At 39.7% G+C, this 25,810-nt stretch carries 21 protein-coding genes; 6 read left to right on the top strand and 15 right to left on the bottom strand.

Annotated elements, in window-relative coordinates:
- Positions 1–12: 12 nt before the first annotated feature.
- A complete protein-coding gene (locus CRO56_RS00760; protein ID WP_097156690.1) occupies positions 13–1,155 on the bottom strand; it encodes a glycosyltransferase family 4 protein in 1,143 nt (380 codons plus the stop codon).
- A gap of 274 nt (positions 1,156–1,429) precedes the next feature.
- On the opposite strand from CRO56_RS00760, the gene CRO56_RS00755 reads away from it, so the two are divergent.
- The 3 genes from CRO56_RS00755 (at position 1,430) to CRO56_RS00745 (ending at position 6,180) form a co-directional block, all read left to right on the top strand.
- Entirely contained in the window at positions 1,430–2,674 is a 1,245-nt protein-coding gene (locus tag CRO56_RS00755) for a spore coat kinase CotI (RefSeq protein WP_097157180.1), read from the top strand.
- Positions 2,675–3,001: 327 nt separating this feature from the next.
- Entirely contained in the window at positions 3,002–4,558 is a 1,557-nt protein-coding gene (locus tag CRO56_RS00750; protein WP_097156689.1) for an ABC-F family ATP-binding cassette domain-containing protein, read from the top strand.
- A gap of 230 nt (positions 4,559–4,788) precedes the next feature.
- On the top strand, positions 4,789–6,180 hold the full coding sequence (locus CRO56_RS00745) for a tetratricopeptide repeat protein (protein ID WP_097156688.1): 1,392 nt from the start codon (positions 4,789–4,791) through the stop codon (positions 6,178–6,180).
- 90 nt (positions 6,181–6,270) lie between these two features.
- Here CRO56_RS00745 and CRO56_RS00740 read toward each other — a convergent pair whose 3' ends face one another.
- Both CRO56_RS00740 and CRO56_RS00735 read right to left on the bottom strand, forming a co-directional pair.
- A complete protein-coding gene (locus tag CRO56_RS00740) occupies positions 6,271–7,224 on the bottom strand; it encodes an L-threonine 3-dehydrogenase (RefSeq protein WP_097156687.1) in 954 nt (317 codons plus the stop codon).
- A 99-nt stretch (positions 7,225–7,323) separates the two neighbouring features.
- On the bottom strand, positions 7,324–8,514 hold the full coding sequence (locus tag CRO56_RS00735) for a glycine C-acetyltransferase (RefSeq protein ID WP_097156686.1): 1,191 nt from the start codon (positions 8,512–8,514) through the stop codon (positions 7,324–7,326).
- A 352-nt stretch (positions 8,515–8,866) separates the two neighbouring features.
- On the opposite strand from CRO56_RS00735, the gene CRO56_RS00730 reads away from it, so the two are divergent.
- Positions 8,867–10,147, top strand: a complete 1,281-nt coding sequence (locus CRO56_RS00730) for an ATP-binding protein (protein WP_097156685.1) — start codon at positions 8,867–8,869, stop codon at positions 10,145–10,147.
- A 55-nt stretch (positions 10,148–10,202) separates the two neighbouring features.
- Here CRO56_RS00730 and CRO56_RS00725 read toward each other — a convergent pair whose 3' ends face one another.
- The gene (locus CRO56_RS00725) at positions 10,203–10,445 is read right to left on the bottom strand and encodes a YkuS family protein (RefSeq protein ID WP_097156684.1); all 243 of its coding nucleotides are present in this window, start codon (positions 10,443–10,445) and stop codon (positions 10,203–10,205) included.
- 106 nt (positions 10,446–10,551) lie between these two features.
- Between CRO56_RS00725 and CRO56_RS00720 the strand changes: the two genes are divergently transcribed.
- Positions 10,552–10,683, top strand: coding sequence for a YuzL family protein (locus CRO56_RS00720; protein WP_097156683.1), 132 nt, complete (start codon positions 10,552–10,554; stop codon positions 10,681–10,683).
- 69 nt (positions 10,684–10,752) lie between these two features.
- Here the strand turns inward: CRO56_RS00720 and hutH are convergent, their stop codons facing one another.
- The 9 genes from hutH to CRO56_RS00670 form a co-directional block, all read right to left on the bottom strand.
- Complete coding sequence (gene hutH, locus CRO56_RS00715) at positions 10,753–12,228, bottom strand: histidine ammonia-lyase (protein ID WP_097156682.1); 1,476 nt, start codon at positions 12,226–12,228, stop codon at positions 10,753–10,755.
- A 247-nt stretch (positions 12,229–12,475) separates the two neighbouring features.
- Positions 12,476–13,405 (bottom strand): oxygen-dependent coproporphyrinogen oxidase, encoded by a 930-nt coding sequence (hemF, locus tag CRO56_RS00710; RefSeq protein ID WP_245855533.1) that lies wholly within the window; start codon positions 13,403–13,405, stop codon positions 12,476–12,478.
- A gap of 519 nt (positions 13,406–13,924) precedes the next feature.
- The gene (locus CRO56_RS00700) at positions 13,925–14,377 is read right to left on the bottom strand and encodes a threonine/serine exporter family protein (RefSeq protein WP_097156680.1); all 453 of its coding nucleotides are present in this window, start codon (positions 14,375–14,377) and stop codon (positions 13,925–13,927) included.
- A gap of 18 nt (positions 14,378–14,395) precedes the next feature.
- Complete coding sequence (locus tag CRO56_RS00695) at positions 14,396–15,151, bottom strand: threonine/serine exporter family protein (RefSeq protein WP_097156679.1); 756 nt, start codon at positions 15,149–15,151, stop codon at positions 14,396–14,398.
- 102 nt (positions 15,152–15,253) lie between these two features.
- Positions 15,254–15,841: a TetR/AcrR family transcriptional regulator gene (locus tag CRO56_RS00690; protein WP_097156678.1), complete on the bottom strand. Its 588-nt coding sequence runs from the start codon at positions 15,839–15,841 to the stop codon at positions 15,254–15,256.
- Between the two features lie 15 nt (positions 15,842–15,856).
- The gene (locus CRO56_RS00685) at positions 15,857–16,570 is read right to left on the bottom strand and encodes an MBL fold metallo-hydrolase (protein ID WP_097156677.1); all 714 of its coding nucleotides are present in this window, start codon (positions 16,568–16,570) and stop codon (positions 15,857–15,859) included.
- 300 nt (positions 16,571–16,870) lie between these two features.
- Complete coding sequence (locus tag CRO56_RS00680; protein WP_097156676.1) at positions 16,871–18,592, bottom strand: ABC transporter ATP-binding protein; 1,722 nt, start codon at positions 18,590–18,592, stop codon at positions 16,871–16,873.
- 80 nt (positions 18,593–18,672) lie between these two features.
- Positions 18,673–19,713: a cytochrome d ubiquinol oxidase subunit II gene (locus CRO56_RS00675; RefSeq protein ID WP_097156675.1), complete on the bottom strand. Its 1,041-nt coding sequence runs from the start codon at positions 19,711–19,713 to the stop codon at positions 18,673–18,675.
- A 13-nt stretch (positions 19,714–19,726) separates the two neighbouring features.
- Entirely contained in the window at positions 19,727–21,061 is a 1,335-nt protein-coding gene (locus tag CRO56_RS00670; protein ID WP_097156674.1) for a cytochrome ubiquinol oxidase subunit I, read from the bottom strand.
- A 244-nt stretch (positions 21,062–21,305) separates the two neighbouring features.
- Between CRO56_RS00670 and CRO56_RS00665 the strand changes: the two genes are divergently transcribed.
- Positions 21,306–22,511: a dicarboxylate/amino acid:cation symporter gene (locus CRO56_RS00665; RefSeq protein ID WP_097156673.1), complete on the top strand. Its 1,206-nt coding sequence runs from the start codon at positions 21,306–21,308 to the stop codon at positions 22,509–22,511.
- A gap of 493 nt (positions 22,512–23,004) precedes the next feature.
- Here the strand turns inward: CRO56_RS00665 and CRO56_RS00660 are convergent, their stop codons facing one another.
- Both CRO56_RS00660 and CRO56_RS00655 read right to left on the bottom strand, forming a co-directional pair.
- Positions 23,005–24,177 carry a hypothetical protein gene (locus CRO56_RS00660; RefSeq protein WP_097156672.1) on the bottom strand — a complete coding sequence of 391 codons (1,173 nt, stop codon included), beginning with the start codon at positions 24,175–24,177 and terminating at the stop codon, positions 23,005–23,007.
- A gap of 143 nt (positions 24,178–24,320) precedes the next feature.
- Positions 24,321–25,583: a metal-dependent hydrolase family protein gene (locus tag CRO56_RS00655; protein WP_097156671.1), complete on the bottom strand. Its 1,263-nt coding sequence runs from the start codon at positions 25,581–25,583 to the stop codon at positions 24,321–24,323.
- Positions 25,584–25,810 lie beyond the last annotated feature (227 nt).

Raw genomic sequence — 25,810 nt, 5'->3', positions numbered from 1 at the left:
TCTCCCCCTTCCTCAAGAATTACTTCTCGCTTCTTCATAAACCTTCAGAAGATTCACGGCAACGTGTTCCCAGCTAAATTGGGTTTCAACAATCTTTCTCCCATTTTTCCCCATTTTTGCTCGTTTACTTTCACTTTTGAGTAAGGAAACAATCGGGTTTACATAAGCATCTGGATTATCAAAGTCGTATATAATGGATCCGTTCTCCCCTTCAGTGATTACCTCAGGATTGCCTCCCCGATTACTCGTTAGAACAGGAAGGCCAGCAGCCATCGCTTCATAGTGAACACGTGCTAATGGTTCTTGCCATTGAGAAGAGCATACAAGCAAGTCGCTCATAGCGTATAAAGCTGGGATATCATGCGGCCGCACGAATTTAATAAAGGTTACGTGATCCTTGTACATAGCTCCAAGCGTATATAAATGCTTAACATAATTATTGACCTCATTGTCGCCAAACCACTTAGAACCTACTACCACCAGCATCGCATTAGGTTCTTTCTCGGCAATTTTTGGAAGAGCTTGCAGTAATATATGCGGCCCTTTTACCTTGCTTAATCGCCCAACAAACAAGATGATTTTTTTATTTTCTAACTTTAATTCTTTTCTTGCTTCCGTCCTTAAGATTTTCCCCTCTTCTGTCCATGCTGGCTGATATTGATTAAGATCAACCCCTGAATATACAGTCTTCGTTTTACTTTTAGCTGATGGGAATCTTGATGTAATGGTCTCACCGATGTAATTACTGACTGTTACGATTTTAGAGACAGCTTCAATACATTTCTTTCCTTCTGCATCACTGATTTTTTCAGGTGCAAACATTTCATTATGAACACTTAAAACAAATTTAGTTTGTGGCGCAACTTGAACTAGAGATAGAATCCAGTTCGGGCGATTACATAAATGGACAATATCGTACTGATGAGTTTTCATATGCTGAACTATTGATTGTATATATTGATCTTCAGTAAAACGAACATATGTTACACCGTTTATCTTTTGATTGTCTGGTAAGCTAGGATCAGTAATGGATATGACAGTGACATCATGATTAGCAGCTATTACAGAGGCGACTGAATCTAAATAAATTTGGATCGCTCCTCCCCTAATGGCAGGAACCGGCAGCTTCTCTGTAGCTATTAAGGCAATCTTCATACCTAACCTCCATTCGCGAACATGTTATTTCTAGGAGTTTGTACCCCTAAACTATCGTACGAATAGGACAAAGACATTGTGCCTTCAGATTAAAACTTTTAGACGTTTACATGAAAAATGAGGAAAACCCCCAATTTTTCATTTTTGGCCTATTTGGAAAAGCAGAATTTAGACTTTTACCATACATTATTGAGAGAAGGAAATTAGGAAGGTGATTTCATTGAAGGATAAACCCTTATTGATGGCAAAACCCTTATTGAAGGACACATTCGTAATGTCTGCGATAGAAACAATAAAGGATAAAGAAATAAAAGGGGCAAAAAAGGGTAAAAAGACAATAGAGTCCAAAGAGATAAAACATACAAAAAAGGGTAAAAAGACAATAGAGTCCAACAAGATAAAACATACAAAAAAGGCAAAAAAAGCAAAAAAAGCTAAATCGGTACAAGCGGAAATAGAGTCTCCGGATAACAATGAGGAGATTGCTGAACTTACCCTAACCCCTGAAGAGGAAAAAAGACTTATTGCTTTAGCGGAAACGCTTCTGCAATCATGGGATGTAGATGTCAAGGGAATTGAAGTGATTCAGGGCAATCAAATGGCACTTGTCTGGAAGGTGCAAACGAGGAAAGGACCGATATGCTTAAAAAGAATTCATCGTCCTGAAAAAAAGGCACTCTTCTCGATTTACGCCCAGGACTATCTTGCCAAAAAAGGAGCGCGCGTCCCAGGAATTATTCCTAATAAGGATAATCAGCTCTATACTAAATTCGGGCCCTTTCTATTTGTTGTATATGATTGGATAGAAGGAAGACCGTTCGAATTAACTAATACGGAAGATCTCCAAATGATTATGAAAGGTTTGGCTCAGTTTCACAAAGCTTCGATTGGATATCGTCCGCCTGCAGGCGTACCTATTTTTACAAAGCTTGGACGCTGGCCAAACCATATGATAAAGCGAACCCAACAAATGGAAACGTGGAAGAAGATAGCCAAACAATATCCTGATGATCCTTTTTCAATCGCTTATTTAGAACAAATCGATCCTTTTATTAGAGAAGCGAAAAGCACTTTAAAAAGACTGCTGGATTCTTCCTATAACGATTGGGTAAAGAATGTTAAAAAGGCACCGAATCTTTGCCACCAGGACTATGGAACAGGAAATTCCTTGCTTGGACCGGATGGAAAAATATGGGTCATCGATTTAGACACGGTTTCATTTGACCTTCCTATCCGTGATCTGCGAAAGATGATCGTACCTCTGCTCGATACAAACGGAACCTGGGATCATCAAAAGTTTAAAACTATGCTTTCAGCCTACGAATCAGTATCTCCTCTTACGAAGGAACAAAAGAAAATTATGTTTATCGATATGCTTTTCCCTTATGAATTGTATGATATTATCCGCGAGCGGTATGTAAGGAAATCCCCGCTACTGGTCACTGAATTGGAAGAAGCATTGGAGTATGAGAGGATTAAGTCGAGGGCATTAAGTGAGCTCATTTCTCAATACAAATAGCCTAAACAAAGAGGATTGCTGGAGTTTCAGCAATCCTAATTTCTTTACTTAGAAAACTTTACTTAAGAAGCTATTAATCCTTGGACCGTGTCCTCCCAGTGTCTAACTCACCTTACAGTATTTCCATTTATTTCATCTGAATGGACCTCATGTTTATAACAATGGACCTGATTTTTTATGTATCTTAGATCTTCTTTTCCCTGTATAATTCCTATGTGAGAAGTGAAATGAGCTTTTGCAAATAATTACTAGAGCCAAAGCTGCCATTTTTGTCGTACAATCATAGAAGTTACCTTATTACGAATTAGGAGAAAAGGTGTATTAATCATGAGTATTTTACATGTTAAAAATTTAAGTCATGGCTTTGGCGACCGGGCCATTTTTAATGATGTGTCTTTCCGTCTGCTTAAAGGCGAACATATCGGTTTAATCGGTGCTAATGGTGAGGGTAAATCCACCTTTATGAATATCATTACCGGTAAGTTAGAACCTGATGAAGGAAAAGTAGAATGGTCCCGAAATGTACGGGTTGGCTATTTGGATCAGCATACTGTCCTTCAGCAAGGACTCGCGATTCGCGACGTATTAAAAAGTGCGTTTCAGTATTTATTTACCTTAGAAGCAGAAATGAATGGCATGTACGATAAAATGGGGAGCGCTACTCCAGACGAGTTGGAAAAACTGATGGAGGAAGTCGGTACCATTCAAGATATGCTTACCAATAACGATTTTTATGTAATCGATGCAAAGGTTGAGGAGATTGCGAGGGGGCTTGGCTTAGACGATATCGGTCTCGACCGCGACGTTCATGACCTTAGCGGCGGACAGCGGACTAAGGTTTTACTTGCTAAGCTTCTTTTAGAGAAGCCAGAGATTCTTCTGTTAGACGAGCCTACCAACTATTTGGATGAAAAACATATTGAGTGGCTAAAGCGTTATCTGCAAGAATATGAAAATGCGTTTATATTAATCTCGCATGATATTCCATTTTTAAATAGTGTCGTGAATCTGATTTACCATATGGAAAATCAGGAATTAAATCGTTATGTCGGAGACTATGATCATTTCTTGCAAGTATATGAAGTCAAAAAACAACAGCTTGAAGCGGCCTATAAGAGACAACAACAGGAAATCTCAGAGCTTAAGGATTTTGTGGCCCGTAATAAAGCACGTGTCTCAACCAGAAATATGGCAATGTCCCGTCAGAAAAAGCTCGACAAAATGGAAATCATTGAATTAGCACAGGAACGGCCAAAACCAGAGTTCAACTTTAAAGAATCCCGAACTTCCGGAAAATTAATTTTCGAAGCTAAGGACTTAGTGATTGGCTACGATTCACCTTTATCTAAACCGCTAACCTTGAGGATGGAAAGAGGGCAGAAAATTGCTCTTATGGGAGCTAACGGAATCGGGAAAACAACGTTGTTAAGAAGTATCCTGGGGGAAATTCAACCTATATCCGGACAAGTCGAACGCGGAGAATTTTTAAATATTGGCTATTTTGAGCAGGAAATTAAAAAGGCTAATTACAATAATTGTATTGATGAAATCTGGAATGAGTTTCCGCATTTTACGCAATACGAGGTTCGGGCAGCTCTTGCTAAATGCGGCCTGACTACGAAACATATTGAAAGTAAAGTTGAAGTGTTAAGTGGCGGAGAAAAAGCCAAAGTTCGTTTATGTAAGCTGATTAATAAAGAAACAAATCTCTTAGTTTTAGATGAACCGACCAACCATTTAGATGTCGATGCCAAGGATGAACTGAAACGTGCCCTGAAGGCATACAAAGGAAGTATTTTGATTATTTGCCACGAACCCGAGTTTTATCACGATATTGCGACTGATGTATGGAATTGTGAAACTTGGACTACGAAGGTATTTTAATAACAGGGGCCTCTAAACTTTTTGTTTAGGGGCTTTTTATTTAGGCTCTGTTAAACCTACCTGTTGATTTCCGTTACAGGCACTCGCGCAGCTTAGGGCAGCCACCGAGCCTAACATAGCCATTATTTAGTAAAGAGATTACCGCCTCTATTTCCATTCTACTCTTAACAGTGTTACAATAAGTGCAACCGTTATTGTTGTTAAAATCCAATATAAAATGGGGGATTTCCATGTCTGAAAAGCAAATGGTCGCGATTCAAACGAAAAAGAAAACCAAATTAGTAACGATTCAGCGAATGGCTTTTTATCACATGATGAAAGTGGTGGAAGCCTATGATGAACAACATCAGTGTTATCTGCTGTTTTACTATAAAAATCAGTATTTAACTTATAGAAAAGTGTCAGCTCTTCCAATGTGTTGCCGGCTTAAATCTGTGTTTTCAGATGGCATACTAATAAATGCCCCACATCCATTAATTGAACAACTTATTACCGGAACGAATACCTTCACCTTCCAGAGTTTCAATCAGCTTTTGCAAAAAGCGGAACAGCATTTTTCCAATCAAGAAACCTCCCTCATCTTTTCGTTTTTCGATTCCTTTATCCCTAAAGAAAAAATTATCAGTCTGATGAGAAACAAATATAACCAATACAGAAGAAATGGGCAATTTTTTAAAGCTTATCAAATCATTAAAGTTTGTTTGGATTATGCTCCTGAAAATAGTTGGGCCCGCGATATGTCCCATAACCTCCAATATCATCCTTTCGAAACGCTCTATGATGAAGGCGGACCTTCTCTATTATATAAAGACCCACTTTATGTTGAAATTCATTCTTTCTCAAATCGACACGACCAACATTATTTCTCCCAGCTTCAAGAAAAACTATCTCAAGAAGGAAGATGGATGGATCAGATCTTACTTTATATCGACCAGATGATGAATTCAAAGGACGATGTAAGCTTTGCAAGCTTTTACTCCCTTCTTACTTCACAGCTAAAGGAACGAGACACCACCTATTTATTATTCGATTTACTAGAAAATGATGTACAGATTCCAGAGCTCCGTCAAGCATTAATCGATTTGTTGATAAAGAACGGGCAATATGAAGATGCCATTAATGTGATTATGGATAGCCACTCTGCAGTCTCAAGCACACAGTATCACCAAGTCCAAACCTTACTTGAACAGAAACAACTAGATACTAGTAAATTGCGGATCGAAAACATGAACCATATCCTAGTACACGAGACTGAACCCCACAGATTAGAAAAAATGCTTCGCCTTTGCCTTCCGATATTGCTGAAAAAATACGATTTTTCCTTTACCCACCAGTGGCTGAAGCCATTTCGGGAATTGAACGTCACCCTCCCGATTCTTAAAAAAGTAAATACAATGGCCGCTATTAAAGATGATCCTGAAAATCAATTGCAGCTGGGAGAACTGTATTTTGAATTTCAACAATTTGAACAGGCTATTGACTGCTTTAGCTTCGAAATGGAATTAAACCCTAAGGATGTAAGACCGATTCAATGGTTAGCTAAAGCCTACAGAGAATTAGGAAAGAAAGAGGAATCGCTAGCTTATCAAAATATATTAGCTGCGATACAAAAGCGGGCCTAACTTACGTATGAAAACCAGCACCCATTTCATGTCCCTTTGCTAAAACATATGAAAGGCCATCTCCACTGAAAGGAGATGGCCTTCATCTAATTATTTGGCAGCTAACTTCTCTTTTAATTTCTCAAGCATATCTTTGGTCATTGCTTCTAAATTGAACTCTGCTTTGAATCCCCATTCTTCTTTTGCAGCAGTTGGGTCGATTGAATTTGGCCAGCTGTCCGCAATTCTTTGTCTGATTGGGTCTACCTGATAATCTATCTTAAAAGAAGGAATTGTTTTTCGAATTTCAGCAGCAATCTGTTCAGGTTCAATACTCATAGCTGTGACATTAAAGGAGTTTCGATGAATCAGCTTGGATGCATCTGCTTCCATTAAAGTAATAATCGCCTGTAAAGCATCCGGCATGTACATCATATCCATAAAGGTTCCTGCAGCAATAAAAGATGTATATTTGCCGGTTTTTAGTGCATCGTAGTAAATTTCAACAGCATAATCCGTCGTTCCCCCGCCTGGAGGAGCCACATACGAAATTAAACCAGGAAACCTCAGCCCCCGCGTATCTACACCGAATTTTTGAAAGTAGTAATCACACAAAAGCTCCCCCGAAACCTTGTTCACCCCATACATAGTAGTGGGGCGCTGAATTGTATCTTGCGGCGTTTTTTCCTTAGGGGTTGAAGGTCCAAATGCGCCAATTGAGCTGGGCGTGAAAAATTGGCACCTCTCCTCGCGGGCTACCTCTAAGGCATTAACAAGTCCGCCCATATTAATATTCCATGCCAACAATGGCATGGCTTCAGCTGTGGCAGACAGTAAAGCAGCCAGGTGAATAAGGGTATCGACTTTGTATTTTACTGCAATTTCATGCATCGCTTTTCCGTCGGTCACATCTAGGATTTCAAAAGGTCCTGACTGTACGACTTCGTTTTCTGCAGATCGTATGTCTGTTGCAATTACGTTATTGGCTCCATAAACTTCCCTTAATTTCATCGTTAGCTCAGAACCTATTTGACCTAAGGCACCTGTTAGCAATATTTTCTTCATTCGTTTTCCCCCGTACGGTTTTCTACTGTATCTTCAGATGTTTGTTCCAAACCAGACGGACTATACAAGTATGTCCGTTTGTGTAAACGAGTGCATAGTTTAAATAACATCCATCTCTTTACCTACTTTTTCATACGTTGCTAATGCCTGATCCAGCATTTCTTTTGTATGAGCAGCAGTTGGCATATTGCGTACTCTTCCTGTACCGCGCGGAACAGTTGGAAAGACTATGGATTTAGCATAAACCCCTTCTTCGTTCAGCCTTTTACTAAAATCTTGCGTTGTTTTTTCCTCACCTATAATACAAGGCGTAATCGGTGTTTCACTGTTTCCGATATTAAAGCCTAAATCTTTAAGTCCTTTTTTCAAATACCGGCTGTTTTCCCAAAGCTTCTCCTGTAATTCAGTACTATTCAATAAAATATCAATCGCTTCAATCGATGCGGCGACATCAGCAGGGGTTAAAGATGTAGAAAAGAGAAACGGACGGCTTCTTACTTTGAGCCAATCGATTAAAGCTTGTTTCCCAGCTACGTAACCGCCAACTACACCAATCGCTTTAGAAAGGGTTCCAATTTGAAAGTCGACCTTTTCTGAAAGGCCGAAATGCTTCACTGTTCCGGCACCCTTTCCTAACACGCCGCTCCCATGGGCGTCATCAACATATGTCATCATATCATATTCCTCAGCAATTTCGACAATTTCAGGGAGTTTGGCAACGTCGCCATCCATCGAAAACACACCATCAGTAATGACCATTAACTTTTTATATTGACCAGACTCTTTAGCCTCTTTAGCTTTTGCACGCAAGTCATCCATATCTGAATGATTGTACCGGATGATTTTGGCTCTGGATAATCGGCAGCCATCGATAATGGATGCATGATTAAGCTCATCTGACAGAATCGCATCCTCTTTATCCATAACCGCTGAAATCGCTGCCATGTTACAATTAAATCCAGACTGATAGGCAATGGCAGCTTCTGTATGCTTAAATTCAGCCAGCTTTTGTTCAAGCTCCTCGTGGATTTTTAGTGTTCCATTAATCGTTCTTACGGCACCGGCACCAACACCATATTGGTCTATTGCCTGTTTGGCTGCTTTTTTCAAGCGTTCATCAGTTGCTAAACCTAAATAATTATTAGAAGATAAATTAATTAAATCCCGACCGTCAATTTTGATGATCGGACCGTTGGGGCTTTCAAGAGGATCGATTACATTATATAAACCGCGGCCCTTTAAATCCTCTAAATTTTCATCTAAAAAATTTTTTAATGTTTGACTAGTCATGAATAAAACCTCCAATTTATTAATATTTACTCCTTTGAAAGCGCTTTAATTTACATACACTTAACAAATATTAAAATATAGCTATTCAGTTTTTAAAATTTCCAATACAATTAAAACACATTTATCATAAAAGCAACTATCCCTAGTATGTAATTACTGGTTAAAGTGCCTTATTTACTAAAAATAAGCTAAAAATTAAACATTTTTTTATCTTATAAACACAAATTGATTTATAGTTCCGAAAATAAGCCTATATACATATGTACGAAATTTCTCTACTATTATAATAGGTATGCATTTTTCACAAGAGTCATTGTGTTTTTATTTTAACGGGTTTTGGAAGGTGATGTAGATGTGGGACGTTATCCAAGATATATTAATTAATGTTTTATTAATCCTCTTCCCCGTTCTTTTTTACCTTGTTTTTCTGAGAGAAAGTGTAACAATCCGGCAAAATCAATGGGTATCTAAATTTACAATAATCCTCTTCGTATCTTTACTGCTGACGATGCTTTTTCCTGCTTCCTATACGGAAGGATTTTCCTATGATTTACGGATTATCCCCATAATAGTCGCCTTTTTATATGGTGGTGCATTGCCAGGCTTTATTCTTATTGGCAGTATGCTATGTTTTACCTTGACAAAAAATCCAGATGACTTTTTATCAAACCTTGGAAATTACCTTTTTATCTCTATTATTTTAACGAAATTTAAAAACTTCTACCACCGTCAAACTATTTATTTTAAAGCGTTGGTAATTAGTGTATTTTACATGATAATCGGGATTACACGATTGATTTATGTTGTAAAAATTGAGTCCGCTGTTGAGCTGTCCTTTATTTTTTATCTAACTGTTATTACTTGGGTAACCTTGCTGGCCGTTATTTTTATCATTGAAAATATGGAAAATCAGCTGATTATGCAGCGAGAGCTCGAACATGTTGAAAAAATGAACACAATTAGTCAGCTCGCCGCAGCAGTTGCACATGAAATCAGAAACCCGATGACAACGGTTAGAGGGTTTCTGCAAATGCTCAATTCTAGCGGAACTGTATCCGACCATGATAAATCATATATCAAAATATCCATCGAAGAATTAGATCGGGCCCAGGCCATTATCAACGATTATCTTTCTATATCAAAACCGCCAAAAAGCAGGATGGAACAATTTGATTTAACAAAAGTTTTACATGATTCCATTCAAATCATAACAGCCTTTGCGGCAGTTAACAACATCCATATACAATCTGAAATAGCACCGTCATTAAAATTATTCGGATTTAAGCATGAAATTCAGCAGGTTCTCATGAATATTATGAAAAACGGTATCGAAGCCATGGATGCTGGTCAAACTCTTGAAGTTTCTGCCAGTGAGATAGAGGGTATCATTAAAATTGTTATAAAAGATCAAGGGTGCGGTATTCCAAAGGATGAACTTAAATGGCTTGGAACTGCATATTTTACAAATAAAGAAAATGGAACTGGGTTAGGATTAGCCGTAAGCTACGAGATTATTAAAAGAATGCAAGGCAGAATTGAAGTCGAGAGCCGGGTTCATGTCGGAACTACTTTTACTATACATATTCCTGCCCATCCAAAACAGGCAGAACCTGCAGCAGAACAGAATTCATAAGACAAAAAGTGTAGAGCCCGGGTTTCTCTACACTTTTTTCATCTGGTTTAATCCCTTATTGCACCTTTGATTGGACTTGGCGGCAGACCTCTTCTGCCGATAATCCATGTGCATTAATAACCGAACCTTGACTTACCACATTTTGAATCCCCATAACATTTTCATCTTGCCCTGTAACGACACAACAGTCACAGCCTTGTGCATCACTCTCTTGCTTTAATTCAGTCACTTCATATCCCTGTTCTCTTAACGCCTCTTGAACTTGTGTTAATGACTGTTCTACACCAATTCTAGCCATTAATTCAACACCTCCTCCCCATTTAAGATTTGTCATTTTTTCATAAAATATTCCTATCGGTACATCCTAATGAACGAATCCAACTTACCCTGAAAGGAGAAGAGGTATGAAAGAGGCAAAAAAGGACGCTTCCAAAATTGGAATGAGCTCACCTAATGTAGAGGGACAAGGCACTACGACCACTGAGACTGGAAGCAGGAAGGTTGATTCTGCGAGAAAGAAGCATAAAAGGACCTAATCATTTTTTATAAAAAAAATGGAAAGCCAGGTTACTTTTCCTTAGAAGTAACCTGGCACTTATACTTTATTATCGCTTTAACCAATCATTAACGCTCTCAATATCCTTAGAAAAAATCCGGTCCGCTGTAATAGATGGCGTGATCTCCCTTGCTTTTTCAAAAAAGGCTCGTGTCGCAGTTGCCATTTTCTCGATTCCTCTATACTCTACGGCTTGCAAGCCACAAATCGCCTCAATCGCAAGTACTCTTCTTGTATTTGTAATAACCTGATAAGCATGTCTTGATGCAATTGTACCCATACTAACGTGATCCTCTTGATTGGCTGAGGATGGAATTGAATCGACACTTGCGGGATGAGCCAATGTTTTATTCTCCGAAACTAACGAAGCAGCTGCATACTGCATGATCATCGCACCAGACTGCAAACCTGGTTGTGGACTTAGAAAAGCTGGCAAATCATTTAACTGAGGATTAACGAGCCTTTCAATTCTGCGTTCCGAAATATTGGCAAGCTCTGCAACCGCAATTGCCATAAAGTCCATAGCAAGCGCGATCGGCTGGCCATGAAAATTCCCGCCTGATATGACCTTCCTCCCTTCATCAAAAATGAGAGGGTTATCTGTCGCAGCATTCATTTCTATTTCAAGCTTTTCTTTCACATAATTCAGAGTCTGCCAGGTGGCTCCGTGAACCTGCGGTATACACCGGAGTGAATAGGCATCTTGAACTCTAATTTCCCCTTGTCTTGTCACAAGTTTACTATCTGATAAATACTCCCGAATTCTTCTAGCTACATCAACTTGCTCCTGATAACCGCGGGCCAGGTGAATATCCTCATCGAATGCATCTATGATTCCCCGTAGTCCCTCCATCGTAATCGAGGCAATCACTTCTGATTGGCAGGCTAACTTTTCAGCCTCTAAGTATGCGACTACACCCATAGCTGTCATCGCCTGGGTTCCATTTATCAGGGCTAATCCCTCTTTAGCAGTTAACGTAATAGGGGATATTCCTTCCTTAACGAGTGCTTCCATGGAAGGCATTCTTTTGTTTTGATAAAAAACTTCCCCTTCGCCTAATAAAACAAGGGCGAGATGCGATAAAGGCGCTAAATCACCACTTGCACCTAATGAACCTTGCTGCGGAATAACTGGGTGGATTTTTTTATTGACTAATTCTAGTAATCGCTCAATGATTATGGGTCTGACCCCAGAGTACCCCTTAAGCAAAGCATTAGCACGTAATAAGACCATCGATCTTGAAACTATCTCCGGAAAGGGCTCACCTAGACCGCATGCGTGAGAATGAATTAAATGATACTGCAGATCTTCGACATCGTCTTTATGAATCAATACATCACTAAATTTCCCAAACCCTGTGGTAATACCGTAGATAACCTTTTCCTCACGGACGATCCGTTCCACAGACTGTCTCGCGGCCTCCACTTTTTTTAGCGATTCAGCAGATGCCATCACCTTTTCATTTTTAAACAGAACCTTGTTTACTTGCGTAAAGCTTAGTGTGTTCCCAGTTAAAGTAATCATTCTTATTCCTCCGTAACCCTTTACTAAACTAAAGGAGCAATAAAAAAAGGAACTATTTCAAGAAATTATTTGATTTCTTGAATAGTTCCTTAGTTCCCTTAGTTCTTGGAAATGGTGTTTCCCTTTTATTTGATTTGACCTGAGCAGTTTCATCGAAAGCTCAACTCTTTTCATTTCTTTTTAATATGTTCATTTTATGTGCAGATAGCTAAAAAAGTCAACCGAAATTATACGAAGAAGTTATGAGTTATAGATTCGCCCAGTCAATCCCTTTTCGCAGCATGCTCAGAGTGAATGCTTCCTCACTATTGGGCTGTGGCTGGTAGTTATAAAGCCAATTTACTTGAGGAGGGAGACTCATAAAGATGGATTCAATCCGGCCATTCGTATCCAAACCAAATTTCGTCCCCCGATCATAAACTAGGTTGAATTCCACGTATCTTCCCCTTCGAATCAGCTGCCACCTTTTTTCTGCTTCACTATAAGGTTTGGCCTTGTTTTCATTCACAAGTGTTTTATAAATATGAGTAAAAGACTCACCAACATCCTTTACAAATTTATATCTATCCTCTAAAGAAACTTCCGGATTGACTCTTAGCCGATCAAAGAAAATCCCGCCAATTCCCCTTGTTTCATTGCGATGCTTGATATAAAAATAATTATCCGCCCACTCCTTAAATTCAGGATAATAGGATGGATCATGTCGATTACAGAGATCCTTTAAGCTTTGATGAAAGTATTTTGCCTGCTGAACATCAATGTAGATTGGGGTCAAATCAATCCCGCCGCCAAACCATTTATCACCGTTAGACATCTCGAAATAGCGGACATTCATATGAACAATGGGCACAAATGGATTAGCCGGATGTAAAATAATTGATACCCCTGTAGCCAAAAACTCGTGTCCTGGAGGCAGCCCGAGACCTGCAGACATTTGATCTGGAAGAAGTCCAAAAACATTGGAAAAATTGACTCCGCCCTTTTCAAATATATTGCCGTTTTCGATGACCCTTGCTCTTCCTCCTCCACCGCCAGGGCGATCCCATTTTTCTTCTTTAAAAACCGCTTTCCCATCTAATATTTCTAATTCCCGACAGATTGCATCTTGGAGATTTTCAAAGGATTTGCTAATGAATGACTTGTCTATTTTTGTTGATGATTGTACAATTTTGGACACTGCAATGCACTCCTCTCCAATTATAAAAATCACATTTCTGTACCTTTCTTACTAATAGATGGGTCTTTTGAATTAGTAATTTTCTAAACTTTCTTACAACAAGCATACACATTTTGGCACATTTTGTAAACATTTGTCTTGTTAAGTTTCATTTAAAATAAAAAATCCCTTTCTCCGTCATCTGAAGAAAGGGTCAAAAGTCTCTTGAAAAAAATTAAGAAAGTATACACTTTGAACTTTGACAACTGTCTAGCTTCAGGCGCATGCGCCTATTGGACTTATCTAGCTGCACCGCCTAGGCCCTCGAGCGCTTCACCTCCTCCTGCAGAAGCAAAGAACGCTTCTTCGTCGGAGGCTCCAGCGCTTGTCGGGCCTGTTCAAGGCGGTTCCGCTTTTAGGTTTCCCTCAGCTCCGGTCGATAAGGCAACATCGACTCCCTGACGGTCGCCGTGTTTCCTTTATCTCACTCCGGCTCTGTCCAGTCCATAAGTCGCTGAACGGGCGCTTACGCTTTTCCTATCACCCGCGTTTCATAAAGTTTTCTTTCTTTTTCGCCTTAATAATAAGCTGATTTAAAACCTCTGAAAATACAAGCCCCATCGCAATTGCACCAGAGATCAAAAAGACCCTGACAGATAACTCTATAGCGAAAGGATAATTGTTTTCTACAAAATTCCTCATGGCATCATAAGCTAACCCGCCTGGCACCAAGGGAATGATCCCAGATACACTAAAGATAGTGACTGGCTTTTTATAAACTTTCGCAAAGGAGAGACTAATGATTCCAGCAAAAAATGCCGCAACAAATGAAGCCAATACTGAATCAATTCCATCGTTAACCATTACGATATAAACAAACCAGCCTGCCATTCCTACAAGTCCGCTTTTAACAATCGATTCTTTAGGGACATTAAATATGATACCGAACGCGGCTGATGCAATAAAACTTGTTACTAATTGTTCTGCAATCATGTAATTCCCTCACTGCTTTTAATAAATAACAAATACTGCCGCAACCCCCGTACCGATGGCAAAAGCGGTTAATAACGCCTCTGCTCCCTTCGATAATCCTGAAACGAGATGACCGGCTATTAAATCCCTGACCGCATTCGTAATCACTAAACCTGGTACCAGCGGCATGACTGAACCAATAATAATTTTATCTACTTCATGTCCGACCCCTGCAGATACAAAGAAAAGAGCGACAAGCCCAATGACAAGTGACGCCGTAAATTCAGAGAAAAATTTAATCTTTACTAATTGGTGTAAATAAAGAAAGCAAGAAAAGCCGACTCCGCCAGTGACAATGGCAGGAAGAAAATCATGCCAAATTCCATTAAACATGATTAAAAAGCAGCCGCTCGAAACGGCAGCAGCAAAAATTTGAAACCAAATCGGGTAAAATAAATTGGCTTTCTCGATTTCTTTTAGCTGCTCAAAAGCTTCTTTGGCCGAGATTTCCCCGCTGCTGATTTTTCTGGAAATACTATTAACAAGTGTTACTTTTTCAAGATCAGTAGATCTTTCTGAAATTCTAATAAGCTTTGAGGGCTCCGAACCATCGATCGAAAAAATAATGCCGGTGGGAACCACATAACTATGGGAGTGATGAATCCCAAAAGATGCTGCAATCCGACTCATCGTATCCTCTACCCGATATGTCTCCGCTCCATTTTGCAGCATAATTTTTCCGGCAAGCAAACATAATTCAATCACTTCATATGTGGGAGTTATTTGATCCTTCATTTATCTCTCCCCATCTTCTTAAAAATTTTAAAATCTGCAGTACTAACTTTAGCTTATTTTGTAAAGCTTAATCAAATGATTTTTTCGTTACGGTTAAGACTATTATTGAGGTTGTCCTTTCATTTCTTTTGACTGGTTGATTCCAGCGAGAAAAGTATCAATCATAAGACGGAAACTAACATCTAAATCTACCGGTAAACCAAACCCTCCTTTTTGCTCAAGTGATGTAAAACCGTGTAATAAACTTCTAATTCCTCTTACTGCATGAATCGCCGCTTCTTCTCTGAGATGATAGGCCCGGAATACACTTGTAAGAAGTTCTACCAACTGCTCTGCCACGATATGATAATCAGAATCCCCTTCTCCAGGTGCTTTTAGAGTTAACTCATACAAACCCGGCTGTTTTCTGACAAATGAAACATAAGCCTCAGCTAATGAATGAACCGCTTCGTTCCCCGCCCGGCCAACTGAGGCTTTTGTTAACTCCTTTAACAGTTGCTCCAGTCCATATACGGCTAATTTTTTTTGTAATCCTGAAAGCCCTTCTACATGGTTATAAAGGGAAGGCGGTTTAATGTGAAGTTTTTTTGCTAACGCTGCCAAAGTAATAGCTTCTGCCCCTTCTTGATTAGCTATTTCCGCTGCTGTTTCTAAAATTACTTGTATATCTAAACCCCTTCTTGGTGACATTTTCGCTACCCCCTGTTACTTGTGTTGAAGATTTTCTTCCGCAATACGAACGGCTTGAATGATTTGCTCTTCAGGCTGAACAATCATTTTTCCATGGCCGACAGCAAGTAATTCCGGCTTATATTCTATTATTTTTTCAGCACTAGAGACAGCTAATCTTTTATCCCACGTTCCCCATGCAGGAAATGGAAAAGTCGGGCGAATCTGTCCGGCGACAGCAATACCTCCCCTGGTTTGAAAGGCATCGCCCGCAATAATCGAGTTTGTCCGCTGATCTAAAAAGGCCATTGATCCTGGTGTATGACCAGGTGTAGAAATCGTGAAAAGTGAACCAACTGTATCGCCTCCCTGCAACAAAACATCTGCTTGAGTCCTTAGTTTACTGGGGACATCTCCGCGAATTGGCTCCTGGGGTTCAGTTGGGTCTAGCGATTTATCTCCCTTCATTAATCTAGCGTCACGCTCAGAGATGTAAACAGGAACCTCAGGAAGCTGTTCTTTTAATGCATCCAGTGATCCAAGATGATCCCCGTGCGCATGGGTCAAAACAATTCTTTTAATAGGCTTCCCAATTTGTTTAGCTGCCTTTAAGATTCCTTTCCAGCTATATGGTAACGCCGCATCAATAAGGGTTAAACTATCCTCTTCTTCTACTAAATAGCAATTAACCGGAAAGGCCATCGGCACGAATGTTAATTGATATAAGTACTTTGCCTTTGTAATCCTCATTTTTAATCTCCCCATTTCAATAAAACTAATGTTATTAGTTTTATATTAACTAATGTTATTAGTTTATTCAAGCATGTTTTTCCATTTTATTTTTCCTTTGAAAGTATTCTCTCTATTATCAGTAAAGAAAACTTGGCTAGCGCCAAGCCTTTAGGCGCCGGCGATTGCCTAGTTGCACTTATACTTTATTCCTAAAAATTTTAGCTGCGTCGAATTTGCTACTTTGCTAAAATTTTAATACTTTCTTAAAGTGAAAAAAAGCGATATTTTCCGTTATGGAAATCATCGCTTTTTTAATACTTATACCTGATTTGCATACTGAACATGATGAAGCTTGGAAAATACGCCACCTTTTTCAACAAGCTCATAGTATGAACCCTGTTCTACAATACCATCCTCTGTGACGACAATAATCCGGTCAGCATTTCTAATTGTGGCAAGACGATGAGCTATTACTAAAGTCGTTCTATTTTGAGCCAGTTCTGTTAGTGCCTGCTGAATAATCATCTCTGTCTCTGTATCAAGTGCAGAAGTAGCCTCATCAAGAATTAAAATCGGCGGATTTTTTAAAAACATACGAGCGATTGCAATCCGCTGTTTTTGCCCTCCAGAGAGCTTTAGACCTCTTTCGCCAACCGGGGTTTCATATCCTAGCGGCAGAGATTCAATGAATCCCTGTAAATGAGCACGTCTCGCAGCCTCTTCAATTTCTTCGTCCGTCGCATCCAGCATACCATAAGCAATGTTCTCTCTAAGGGTCCCGGTAAATAAAAAGACATCCTGCTGAACAATCCCGATATGGGACCTGAGCGATTGCTTTTTCATTTTTCTAATGTCAATTCCATCGACAGAAATAGTGCCTTCGTCGACATCATAAAACCGAGGAATCAGAGAGCAGATCGTAGTTTTTCCTGCCCCGGACGGACCAACAAAAGCTACGGTTTCACCTGCCTGAATGTGCATATCAATTGCTTCTAAAACCGGCTTATGCTCGTCATAACGAAACGAGACCTGATTGAACGTGATGTTCCCTTGCAGTCCGTGGACTTCAATCGCGTCCTTTGTATCTAAAACCTCCGGCTCTGTATCTATTAATTCAGTAAACCGTTTAAAACCTGCCATGCCTTTTGGATATAGCTCCATTAACGCACTGATTTTATCAATTGGTTTAAACAATACGTTTATATATAATACAAAGCCAACTAGTTCCCCATATGAAAGTTGATTATTGAAGCTTAACCACGCACCGACCACCAAAACTACAAGTACGATAAATCGGGTCATCATATAGGTGCCGGAGGAGGTGTATGACATTACACGATAAGCAGTAAGCTTAGCCTTTCTGAATTTACCATTATCTTCACGGAATCTAGAAATCTCGTATTCTTCATTTGTAAAAGATTGAACAACCCTGACACCTGAAACACTATCTTCGACACGGGCATTGACATCTGCAATGTTACTATACATCTTTCTCCATGCCCGATTCATGCTCAAGTTACAGTAAATAATAAGCCAAATTAAGAACGGCACAATCAGCATAGCTATGAGTGCAAGCTTAACATTAATTGTGAGCATAATCCAAAATGCTCCTACAAAGGTCATAATGGCAATGAACAAATCCTCTGGACCATGATGAGCAAGCTCCCCAATATCAAACAAATCGTTGGTAATCCGACTCATAATATGGCCCGTTTTCGTATTGTCAAAAAAGCGAAATGATTGCTTCTGCACATGCTGAAATAATTGCTGACGCATATCCGTTTCAATATTAATTCCAAGCTTATGCCCCCAGTAATTGACGATGTACTGAAGGAATGTACTCATAATATAGAGGGTGAATAATCCGAAACTTACCCACATAATTGCTGACCAATCGTTACTTGGCAAGAGCTCATCTATAAACCATTGCACAGCAAGAGGAAAGGCAAGCTCTAAAACCGCAACCACTACTGCACAGCTAAAATCAATGATAAACAGCTTTTTGTGGGGCCTATAATACCTAAAAAATCGGCGAATCATGCCTTTAAGCCTCCTAATCCTAGTTAGTCAGCTTTAATGATAAATGATTGCTGTCATTTTTTATATAGTTTTATAACAAGTTAGGTTTTATCTTGTTTTAAATATCGCCTATCTTTCATAAATAATCGCCAAAAATAAACAAACCCTGGGAAAAGAATGATGAAGCCAACAATATAAGAAGCAAATAATGCCCGGAAAGTTGCCGGATGAGTAAAGCCCGACTCAATCGTTACATCAGGATAGATCATATAAGGTAGATGGGATTGTCCATAGGCATAGCTAGCTAAAAAATATTGGATGGTGGCAGCAATTACAGCTAGCCGGGGACGCCCTTTTATCGATGCATGACGTGTGGATGGCAAAAAAAGCGAAAGACCAGCGAGCAGAAACATGCCAACTGATCCGAATAGCCAAGGCAAGTTTTCCATCATTTCTGTAAAAAGCCAATTTGCTTCATATCTAAGCGTGAACATAATTAATAATGCCATGATAATGGAGATAGGCCCCATAATAAGAGCATCCCTCCGATACACTTTATAGGCATCTAAATCCTCTGCTGCGTTGGAATAATCAGCTAACAAAAGCGAAGATAAATACAATGTACTGGATATGGCAAATCCTGCAAATGCATATATATTGGGACTTGTCACGACTGCAGTAAGATTTAACTCATAATTGCCATTCACCATTTCTATGTATTTTCCATGAGTAATGGGGAGGACAAGCATTAATATACCCGGAATAATAAAGCCTGATATTCCGGATATATAAGTAAGTGCTTTTTGATAATCCTTTGCCACATGGGAAAAAACTAAGAACCCGCTTCGTATTGCCAGCAATAATAAAATGGCACTTCCCGGAATCAATAAAACCGTGCCTAGTATAAACGTAGCCCCTGGAAAAAAACTAAAGAGTGCTACAACAATCGCAACAATAAACACATTTGTTACTTCCCAAGTTGGCGACAAATACCGATTTGCGATATTGGTCGCATTCGTCTGTGGCTTATTGATATAAACCATGGACCAAAAACCCGCGCCAAAATCCATTGTCGCCATCACGGCATAAATAAAAACAAAACCCCAAATCACCGTGATGGCTAAAAGTGCATCCGTTGACAATTGTTTCGCCTCCTTATGAACTTATAACTGCTTCAATGTCTTTTTCAACAGGATTTCTTTTGAAATAGTAATTTAAGACCATAACCACTGCTATTCCTAAAATGATATAAACGATGGTAAATAAAACAAACAGTGTACCAATCTGACCTGAAGACGTAACCACATCTTCTGTTTTTAAAATCCGATAGATAACCCATGGCTGCCTGCCTGTACATGCAAAGATCCAGCCCATTTCGATTGCACACAAGGCTAGAGGCCCGGACGCGATAAATGGAAATAATAACCAATTTGGAAATTGTCTCTTTTTTAAGATAAATCTCCATCCCAATCCAATCATGGCTATAAAAATCAGAAAGCTTCCAACAAACACCATTCCATTAAATAAGGTATGGACAAATAGCGGCGGCCAATATTCTTCTGGAAAGTCATTCAAGCCTACGACAACCGTATCAAAACTGTTCCCTGCTAAAAAACTAAGGGCCCATGGGATTTCTATTCCGTATTTTACTTCTCGCGTATCTGGATCGGTGATTCCGCCTATAGCTAACGGCGCATGACTTTGTGTTTCAAATAAGCCTTCTGCTGCTGCCAATTTTTCCGGCTGATACTCATGCAATAATTGTGCGGCTTCATGGCCATTAAGTGCGGTAAGTAATGAAAAAACCCCTCCTATTGTTAAGCCAAGCAAGAGAGCTTTTCGATGAAATATGTATAGGCGTTCATTCTTTCGGTACTTTATCATTTTATAGGCTGCTATAGTGGTAATGATAAAAGCACCCGTTGTAAATGCGGATACGGCAACATGTCCTGCAGTATTGAAGAAACTAGGATTAAAAAAGGCAGCCCATGGATCAACATCTACTATTTCACCATTTTCAATCCGAAAACCAGCAGGAGTTCCTTCAAAAGCGTGCACGTTTGTAATTAAAATCGCAGACATTGCCGCCCCGAGCACAACAAAAAATACAGAAAGGATTCGCGCTATAGGAGATAGCCGGTCTGCAGCATATACATAAATGGACATAAACAGGGCCTCAATAAAAAAGGCATAAATTTCAATTTGAAAGGGAAGTGACATAACCTTTCCTATCACCTCCATAAAACCAGGCCATAAAAGAGAAAGCTGTACACCTGCGATAGTGCCGGTCGGAATTCCAACACCCAATAAAACTGCCTGACCCTTAGTCCATCTTTTAGCCATAATAGCGTAGTCAGAGTCTTTGGTTTTTTGATAAAGGATTTCTGATAGAAAAATCATTAAGGGAATCCCTACTCCAAGGGTTGCAAAAATAATATGAAATCCCATTGTTGTGCCAAAAAGCGACCTTGCTAAAACCAGATCATCCATTTGAATCTCCTTCCATTTTTTACATCAAAGCAATGTTATTATCCGCCTTTTTCTGGAAATTATTCTTAGGAAAATAGAGACCTCAGTAAATAAAAATCTAGTACCTGCTTTACGTGATAAATATAGTAACGATATGAACAACTTGTCATTCCTGATTTCCAGCTTGAATATATATTTAAACGTGGAGGTGATAGATCCAAACAAGCTGATATTTCTTTGCTATTTTTAAGGAAGGGGAGATGAAATGAAAAAAGGTTTTGTTTGGCAGATTATTGTTGCTTTTGTTCTGGCAGTAGTGGCAGGCGCTATTCTAGGGGAGCGTGCATCCTTCTTTCAGCCTTTAGGCGATTTATTCCTGAGACTTATTAAATTCATTATTGTTCCTCTCATTCTTTCTACAATCGTAGTAGGTGTTACAGGCGCAGGCAATATCAAAAAGCTGGGCCGATTGGGCGGAAAAACAATTGTCTACTATTTAGCTACCTCCTTTATCGCTATTGTCATTGGTATTGTAGCCGGTTATGTATTTTCTCCAGGAACCGGGCTTTCCGTTTCAGTCGAGGAAACCGCTGCTACTGAGGTAAACTCAGATGGAATTATTACTACTTTGTTAAACATTATCCCAACCAACCCCGTTGAAGCCCTAACAAATGGTGCAGTTTTACAAATTATCTTCTTTGCCATCTTTTTTGGAATAGCGATTACACTTGTCGGTGAAAAAGCCTCGCCGGTTCTTCAGTTTTTTGAAGGCCTTGCAGAAGTGATGTACAAAATCACTGCAATTGTAATGGTTTTAGTTCCAATTGGTATTTTTGGTCTAATGGCACCGGTAGTCGGACAATATGGTCTAGGTGTTCTTATGCCATTAATGAAAATTATCCTCGCGATGATTGTGGCGGTCATTATTCATGTTGCAGTCATTTATTCTTTGGCCGTTAAATCTTTAGGCAAAATGAATCCAATCCAGTTCTTTAAAGGCATTTTTCCAGCAGCGACTGTAGCATTCAGTACCTGCTCAAGCTCAGGCACTCTCCCTGTTACTATGAAAAATACACAAGAAAATCTAGGTGTCTCCAAAGCAACAAGCAGCTTTGTCCTTCCGCTGGGAGCTACTATTAATATGGATGGAACAGCAATATATCAAGGACTCTGTGCCGTGTTTGTCGCACAATATTTCGATGCCAGTTTAACCGTAACTCAGCTTCTAACGATTGCACTGGTCGGGACCTTAGCCTCCATTGGTGCCGCAGGAGTCCCTGGCGCTGGCCTCGTTATGCTCACGATGACCTTGTCGGCTGTGGGGCTGCCGCTCGAGGGTATCGCCCTAGTTGCCGGAATCGACCGTTTCCTTGATATGTTCAGAACAGCTGTAAACGTTGTAGGGGATGCATCCGCAAGTGTAGTAGTGGAAGCCTCGGAGCGAAAAAATGATCATGTGGCTCCTGCTTAAATATTTTACCTATTGTTAATGTTGTAACTAAGTTGATTGGAGCGGAAGGCGCGAGACTCATTTCCACTGCCTCACGATATCAGTAGTTGTGATCTGAATCAGAAAAATTTTTCACGAATGAAAAATGTATTTTTATCAAGTAGCAGTGGAAAGTGGGAGTACGGGGCAGGGGAGACCCCGCAGGCGCTAAAGCGCCGAGGAGGCTCCCCGGCACGCCCTAAGGTCCGCGAAGCGCCTGAAGCGCAAATCAACAGGCAAGTTCAACACAACCTTAAAAAAAACAAATTAAATGGGCTACTAAAAAGGCAGTTACCAGACCTTTCTGGACAGCCCCTTTTTCTTTGCTCTCGTTTCGAATTTGTCCTTCATCCCCTTTATGATGGACATTTCTCCGGCTCTCCCTCTGTATTATGTACGTCATAATTCATAAAAAGTAAATCCCCACAAAAAGGACACCTGCTAAATTTAACAGGTGTCCTTTTTCACAAACTGACTATAACGTATTCATTAAGATACTTGCGATTACGATCGATGCCGTTGTAACGGTAGTGAAACCGCCAATTAGCATTGGCGTTACAATCTCATTAAAGATCGCTTTTCTTTCTTCTTCCGTTTCCCCTACACTTCGGCTGACTTCTTCGCAAAGAATGTAGTCTGCGGGAAATCCTAGTAAGGCTGTCAAAGCAACTGCAATCCCTTTATTCGGGTCCCATTTAAAGAATTTGGATGTAATATATCCGCCTCCGATTAAGCCAATAATACCAATTGCCATAACAGCCAAGACAATTAATAGTGATTTTGCAAACATAGAAGGTGTGACGTTGTTCATTGGTACGAGAATAAAGAAGATTAGTCCTACCATGGCAATTCCAAATGAGTTGGAACGTTCCAGCATGTTTTGCTGATAAAATCCAAAATATGCTCCAATAAATCCGATTGCCAAAGCCCAAATACTGAAGTTAATTCCTGTCACATTTCCTAAGAAAAGGGCCAAAGCTCCGCCAAAGAACAATTGGAATACTAAAACCATATTTGTCTGATATTTTTTTGGAATCCATGATTTTGTGTCTGCAGTACCGTGAATTTCTGCTGCTGCTGCAACTTCAGCGTAACCAGCTTCTTTAATTTTTCCTTTTACACTATTGGCAAATTTCCGTAAAAAGAATGTAGCAATCGGCATCCCTATTAAACCTTGAATAGCGACAATAAGCGCTGGAATGGCGACTAAATGAGACATACCGATTTCTGTCAGCTTCTCTGTTGTAATTAAAAAGGCAATAGTTCCTCCCACTATTGGACCAGCTGCCGAAACGGCTGTTTCATACCCGAAAATTGGAGCAGCAATAGCAAGGAGTAATAGTGTAGCTGCCAGCATCCCCGTAAGAGCAATTAATATCGTCTTCCCCTGCCCTTTTAATACTTTAAAAGGAATAATCGTTCCCAAATGAATGATAAGCGGAGCTACCATCAAAGAACCAAAAATAGTCAGAGTCGATGTTTCAAGGATATCCTTAGGAAATACCCCCGTCCATATTAAAAGCATATAACCGAGCATCGCCACAAGCAGCATCGGAACTCGTGCTCTTGTTAGTATCGATATGATTTCACCTATTACCATTATTCCTAATACAAGGAGTACTGCAATAGTAGGATCGGTAATTGTCATTGTAAAAACCTCCTTCATAAGGTTGCGTGTTTTATTCTAAACTTAAGAAGTATCCGGAGTTTTTAATTCAACACTTTAAAGCATGTCAGTGAATAGTTAAAAGTTTAGCTGCCCTGACCGGACAGCTTTAGACAACAGGTTTTTTAACCTTGAGTTACAGCTACCTTTTTAAGTGTATTTTTAACAAGTTCGCCATCTTTAAAAACAGCTACGATATTGTCGTTGTTTTCAAGGGAAAGTATATCTGCTAACGGATCAGTTTGGGAAATGACAACATCAGCGAGCTTGCCAACTTCAATTGTCCCAACTTTATCTTCCCAGCCCATACATTCAGCAGCTGTTTTTGTTGTTGCTACAATGGACTCCATTGGGGACATTCCGATGTCACACATTAGGCCAAGCTCACGAAGATTAGTTCCATGGGCCATAACACCTGCATCTGTTCCCATTGCAATTTTCACACCAGCCTTGTAGGCTTTGGCAATACTTTGCTTATGGAACTCAATAACCTCTCTACACTTTTGCACCCCATATTCAGGCATGGATCCATCACGCTCGGCTGCTTCTAGAACCGAAACTGGAGCAAGTAATGTCGGAACTAAATAGGTTCCTTTTTCAAGCATCAATTCGATTGCTTCATCATCCAGGAAAATACCGTGTTCAATCGAATGAATCCCTGCTCTGACTGCGTTTTTAATTCCTTCTGCCCCTTGTGCATGGGCCATAACCTTTAACCCGCGTCTAAATTTTGCTTCCTGAACAATGACCTCTAATTCTTCCTGACTGAACTGAGTAAATTCAGGGTGATCTGTTGGGCTTAAAACTCCACCTGTAGCATGTACCTTAATAATATCAGCCCCCGCGCGCAATACCTCACGAGCCCTTTGCCGAACCTGCTCTACCCCGTCACAAATTCCGTCAGGAACGCCAGGATACCCATGATTTGTAATATCAACACCGGAACGCATCCATTGGTCACCATGGCCACCTGTTGTTGTTAACGGGGTTATACTGATTTGCATTCTTGGACCAACAACAATTTTATCTTCGACCGCTTTTTTAACACCGGCATCTGTAAAACCTGCATCACGAACAGTCGTTACTCCCGCATTAATGGTCCTTTGCATATATTGAATCGCCTGATAAAACTGATAAGAGAAGGGAGTGGTCAATCTTTCTTCTAGCTTGCCAACTTCCATCATCATATGGACGTGAGTATCAATGAAACCTGGAAGTATAAAACCGCCCTGAGCATCTACAACGGTTGCATCAGATGGAGCTGCCACTTCTGATGCTTTCCCGACAGCCTCGATTTTATTTCCATTAAATAAAACGGCAGCATTCGCAAGTGGCGGACCGCCATTTCCGTCTATTAAGGTTCCATTTGTAATTAATGTATAGACCATGACTGAACTCTCCCTTATTGTAAAATTATGCTAAAATATTCCGAAAACTTAAATAATTGCTTCATTGATATAGGATTCTATCACACTATTTTTCATTTGAATAGAGTATTTTTGAGAGTTTTTTTAATTGATTGAATATTTAAATGATATTGTAAGCGCAACCATTCCCTTATCATTGCGTAATTCAAATGACTTAAATTATTTTAAAAAAATATCTTAAGCCCTAC

It is taken from the genome of Bacillus oleivorans (assembly GCF_900207585.1).
GTDB classification, from domain to species: domain Bacteria; phylum Bacillota; class Bacilli; order Bacillales; family JC228; genus Bacillus_BF; species Bacillus_BF oleivorans.
Note: the sequence above shows the minus strand (reverse complement) of the source record. Positions and strands in the feature narration are given on the sequence as shown.

Coding starts and splice junctions, on each gene's coding strand:
- CRO56_RS00760 (WP_097156690.1), bottom strand. CDS start 1,155: ATGAAGATTGCCTTAATAGCTACAGAGAAGCTGCCGGTTCCTGCCATT.
- CRO56_RS00755 (WP_097157180.1), top strand. CDS start 1,430: ATGTCTGCGATAGAAACAATAAAGGATAAAGAAATAAAAGGGGCAAAA.
- CRO56_RS00750 (WP_097156689.1), top strand. CDS start 3,002: ATGAGTATTTTACATGTTAAAAATTTAAGTCATGGCTTTGGCGACCGG.
- CRO56_RS00745 (WP_097156688.1), top strand. CDS start 4,789: ATGTCTGAAAAGCAAATGGTCGCGATTCAAACGAAAAAGAAAACCAAA.
- CRO56_RS00740 (WP_097156687.1), bottom strand. CDS start 7,224: ATGAAGAAAATATTGCTAACAGGTGCCTTAGGTCAAATAGGTTCTGAG.
- CRO56_RS00735 (WP_097156686.1), bottom strand. CDS start 8,514: ATGACTAGTCAAACATTAAAAAATTTTTTAGATGAAAATTTAGAGGAT.
- CRO56_RS00730 (WP_097156685.1), top strand. CDS start 8,867: ATGTGGGACGTTATCCAAGATATATTAATTAATGTTTTATTAATCCTC.
- CRO56_RS00725 (WP_097156684.1), bottom strand. CDS start 10,445: ATGGCTAGAATTGGTGTAGAACAGTCATTAACACAAGTTCAAGAGGCG.
- CRO56_RS00720 (WP_097156683.1), top strand. CDS start 10,552: ATGAAAGAGGCAAAAAAGGACGCTTCCAAAATTGGAATGAGCTCACCT.
- hutH (WP_097156682.1), bottom strand. CDS start 12,228: ATGATTACTTTAACTGGGAACACACTAAGCTTTACGCAAGTAAACAAG.
- CRO56_RS00700 (WP_097156680.1), bottom strand. CDS start 14,377: ATGATTGCAGAACAATTAGTAACAAGTTTTATTGCATCAGCCGCGTTC.
- CRO56_RS00695 (WP_097156679.1), bottom strand. CDS start 15,151: ATGAAGGATCAAATAACTCCCACATATGAAGTGATTGAATTATGTTTG.
- CRO56_RS00690 (WP_097156678.1), bottom strand. CDS start 15,841: ATGTCACCAAGAAGGGGTTTAGATATACAAGTAATTTTAGAAACAGCA.
- CRO56_RS00685 (WP_097156677.1), bottom strand. CDS start 16,570: ATGAGGATTACAAAGGCAAAGTACTTATATCAATTAACATTCGTGCCG.
- CRO56_RS00680 (WP_097156676.1), bottom strand. CDS start 18,592: ATGATTCGCCGATTTTTTAGGTATTATAGGCCCCACAAAAAGCTGTTT.
- CRO56_RS00670 (WP_097156674.1), bottom strand. CDS start 21,061: ATGGATGATCTGGTTTTAGCAAGGTCGCTTTTTGGCACAACAATGGGA.
- CRO56_RS00665 (WP_097156673.1), top strand. CDS start 21,306: ATGAAAAAAGGTTTTGTTTGGCAGATTATTGTTGCTTTTGTTCTGGCA.
- CRO56_RS00660 (WP_097156672.1), bottom strand. CDS start 24,177: ATGACAATTACCGATCCTACTATTGCAGTACTCCTTGTATTAGGAATA.
- CRO56_RS00655 (WP_097156671.1), bottom strand. CDS start 25,583: ATGGTCTATACATTAATTACAAATGGAACCTTAATAGACGGAAATGGC.